The sequence below is a fragment of the Streptomyces alkaliterrae genome (genome assembly GCF_007097205.2).
Classification (GTDB): domain Bacteria; phylum Actinomycetota; class Actinomycetes; order Streptomycetales; family Streptomycetaceae; genus Streptomyces; species Streptomyces alkaliterrae.
Genome location: NZ_VJYK02000425.1, coordinates 1 through 3,585, shown reverse-complemented (window position 1 = coordinate 3,585; position 3,585 = coordinate 1). Strand labels below are relative to the sequence as shown.

Below are 3,585 nucleotides of genomic sequence, written 5' to 3'. Positions count from 1 at the left end.
GAGATGTGCCGCGTCCTGCGGCCCGGGGCCGGGATGTTCTCGGCGAGCGTGATGGCCACGAAGCGGGCGATCCGGGTGTCGGCGATGGTGTCGACGATGAGCGTGCCGCCGGGCCGCAGGACGCGGCACATCTCCGTCACCGCGCTGTACGGGTCGGGCACGTGCTCCAGGCACTGGCCCGCGGTGACCACGTCGAACGCCTCGTCGGTGTAGGGGAGCCGGTGGATGTCGGCCTGGGTGACGGTGTCGAACCCGTGGTCGCGGGCCTCGCGGAGCGAGAGCGCGGAGAGGTCGACGCCGTGCGTGCGGTAGCCGCGGCCGGCCAGGTGCGGTCCGAACAGGCCGCCGCCGCAGCCGACGTCGAGCAGCCGCGCGTCCGGCCGTTCCGGTCGCGGTACGAAGCGGGCGCGGGCGCGGGCGATCCAGCCCAGCGGCGCGAGCGGACCGCGCGGGTCCCACCACTGGTCGGCCAGACCGTCGTAGTCGGAGATGAAGTTCTTTCGGAGCCCTGACACAACCACCATCCGGGAGGGGGCCGGGCCGTGGCGGCCCGGCGTCGTGCTGTCGCCTGCGGCGGGCGCGGCCCACGTCGGGCCGCGCCCGGCGGCGGCCCGGCTCAGCCGAGCCGCGCGCCGGGTCTGGAACGGTCGGCGCGTCGCGTCACGCGGCGCCTCCCGGTTCCATCCCGGCGGGCACGGGCAGCAGGTCCGCCCGGGTGGCGTCCAGCGGCCCGCGCAGGGCCGGATGCTGGGAGGCGAAGCGGTCGACGACGCCGTGCAGATAGCGGCCGACGACCGGGGCGCGCTCGGCGAACGAGGGGTGCGACCGCAGGGCGCCCATGGCGTCCCGTACGTGGTCGCGGGCGACGTCCGCCGCGCGGCCGAGGGCGCCGGACCGGTGCGTCAGGGAAATAACCCGCTGCCGCTGTTCTTCGGACATCGGACGTTCCCGGAGAATCGGAAGCATCTCATCCGGATGCGTCCGCGCGGCATAGATGACGGGAAGCGTGTAGACGCCGTTGTGGAGATCCTTGGCGACCTGCTTGCCCGTTTCCTCGCTGCATATGTCAAGAATGTCGTCCCAGATCTGGAACGCCATCCCGAGGTGATGGCCGAAACCCTCCAGCGCCTCCTGGCCGATGTTGTCGGCGTTCGACTGGAGGGCGCCCATGAGGGCGGCCGTGCGGATCAGCCGAGCCGTCTTGCCGGAGATCGCCGCCAGGTAGTCGTCCTCGCTGCGCAGCGGGTCGTAGAGCTGGCTGGACTCCAGCATCTGGCCCACGCACACGTCGGTGAGCGTGCGGGCCATGACCGGCGCGGCGTTGACGGCGGCGGCCGCCTCCATGCAGCGGGCCAGCAGGTAGTCGCCCGTCAACAGGGCAAGTGTGTCACCGTACTTGGCGTTCGCGGTGGGCCGGCCGCGGCGGGTGCGGGCGTCGTCGATCAGGTCGTCGTGGTAGAGCGTGGCGACGTGCAGTGTCTCGACCACCGCCGCCGCGTCCACGACCCGCTGCGGTGTGTCGGCCGCGTCCTCCTCCAGCAGGTAGGCGGAGAGCAGGACCAGGGTGGGCCGCAGCAGGCGGCCGGTCTGCGCCACCGCGTACTCGATGGGCCCGGCGATCCTGCTGTGCGGCGGCGCGACCAGCGAGTGGAGTCTTTCCCTGACGCGTGCCAGGTCGCCTTCCAGGCGTTTTTGGACAAGCGTGAGCGCTTCGTCTGACGAGTACGGGCTCGCGGCGACGGCGGGCGTCTGTTTCACCGATACTTCCTTCAAATCGATCCCCCATGGAAGCCGTTAACAGGCTAGGCGTCGGAGCAAGATCGCACCAGAGAATTCGGCGACGATTTCAAGGGGAATGAGGAATTCCGGAATCCGCTTACGGGGAATGGGTCGGTCCGTTTCACCGCCCCACCGGCTCGGGACGGCTCGGCGCCGGCCGGTCGCCCGCGTCGGTGAAGTCGCGGTCGCCGTGCAGCCAGGCCACCTGGTGGTGCAGGTCGTCCTCCGAGAGGGTCCGCAGCAGCGTGTCGCGTGCCCGGGCGGCCCGGCCCGAGGCGTGGTAGAGCCGGACGCCCATCTCCCTGGCGAGCAACTGGGCGCGGGCGGTCCGCCGGTGCCGCCGCGTGTTGTAGCGGCGCAGCCCGGACGGCACGCCGTCGGCCGACGCGCCGTCCAACTCCTCGCCGAGGACCACCGCGTCCTCCAGCGCCTGGCAGGCGCCCTGGGCGGCGTACTGCAGCATCGGGTGGGCGGCGTCGCCCGCCAGCGTCACCCGGCCGTCCGTCCAGTCCGGCACCGGGTCGCGGTCGCACAGCACCCACTCCCGCCACTCCTCGCCCAGTTCGAGCAGCCGCCGGGGCGTCGGATGGGTGCCGGGGAACCGGCCGAGCACCCACTCGCGCGGCCGGGGCCGACCGGTGACCGGCTCCCGGGCGCCGTCGTCGAGTGTCGCGGCCAGGTTCAGGTACCGGCCGCCGGCGATCAGGTAGTGCACGAAGTGCCAGTTCGGGCCGGCCCACAGCGTCACCGTGTTCCAGCGGAGCTCCGGCGGCACCCGGTCGATCGGGATGACCGAGCGGTAGATGGTGTGCCCGGACACCCGGGGCGGGCCGTCGCCCACCAGCCGCGCCCGCACGGTGGAGCGCAACCCGTCGGCGCCGACGAGTAGTTCGCCGTGGTGGCGGCGGCCGTCCAGGGTCTCCGCGGTCACCCCCGAGGCGTTCTGCTCGTAGCGCCGGACGGCCGTGCCCGCGAGGAGTTCCACGCCCTTGGCCTCCCGGCATGCGGTGAGCAGCGGCTGGTGCAGATCGGTGCGGTGGACCACCGCATACGGATTGCCGAACCGCCGCCGGTACCGCTCGGTCAGCGGTACGGCGACCAGGCGTCCGCCGGACGTGCCGTCCATCAGCCGCAACTCGTCGACGAAAACAGCCTGTTCGCGGACCTGGCGGCCGACGCCGAGGACGTCCAGTGCGTGGAAGGCGTTCGGCCCGAGCTGGATGCCGGCGCCGATCTCGGCGAAGGCCTCGGCGCGCTCCAGGACGGTGACGCGGTGTCCGTGCCGGGCCAGGGACAGCGCGGTGGCCAGTCCGCCGATGCCGCCGCCGGCGACGAGTGCGTGAACCATGGAAAATCCCCCGTGTGTGGTGCCTGTGCGGATGTCAGCCGCCCGGTAGGGCGGCGGGCGTGCGGGCCAGCTCGGCCAGCAGTGTGCCGAGGATGCGCGGCCCGTCCTCGGTCAGTACCGACTCGGCGTGGAACTGGGTGGAGGCGAACTGGCCGCCGCGCAGGGCGTGCACCTCGCCGGTCGCCTCGTCGCGGCTGACCCGCACCCGTCCGTACGCCGGATGGTCGACGACGTCCCGGTCGGAGCGGGCGGCGAACGTGTTGTAGAAGCCGACGCGTTCGCGGCGCCCGAAGAGGTCGATCTCCCGTTGCAGCCCCTGGCTCGGTACCGTGCGGCGGACCAGCTCGAAGCCGAGCAGCGAGCTGAGCACCTGGTGACTGAGGCACACCGCCAGGAAGGGCCTCTCCTCCACCAGCAGGCGGGAGATCGCCGACCTGAGATGACGGACCAGCCCGTCC

At 72.5% G+C, this 3,585-nt stretch carries 4 protein-coding genes; all 4 read right to left on the bottom strand.

Going from position 1 to position 3,585, the window contains the following annotated elements:
- A partial coding sequence (locus FNX44_RS25005) for a class I SAM-dependent methyltransferase (protein WP_143651261.1) occupies positions 1-524 on the bottom strand: 524 nt, incomplete at its 3' end.
- Between the two features lie 136 nt (positions 525-660).
- Positions 661-1,758 carry a polyprenyl synthetase family protein gene (locus FNX44_RS25000; RefSeq protein ID WP_173019282.1) on the bottom strand — a complete coding sequence of 366 codons (1,098 nt, stop codon included), beginning with the start codon at positions 1,756-1,758 and terminating at the stop codon, positions 661-663.
- A gap of 142 nt (positions 1,759-1,900) precedes the next feature.
- Entirely contained in the window at positions 1,901-3,127 is a 1,227-nt protein-coding gene (locus FNX44_RS24995) for a 3-hydroxybenzoate 6-monooxygenase (protein ID WP_143651259.1), read from the bottom strand.
- A 34-nt stretch (positions 3,128-3,161) separates the two neighbouring features.
- Positions 3,162-3,585: glutamine amidotransferase-related protein (locus FNX44_RS24990; protein WP_438948041.1), on the bottom strand; the 424-nt coding region annotated here is incomplete at its 5' end.

Excerpts from the sequence above, each read along its gene's own strand:
- FNX44_RS24995 (WP_143651259.1), bottom strand. The coding sequence starts at position 3,127 with ATGGTTCACGCACTCGTCGCCGGCGGCGGCATCGGCGGACTGGCCACC.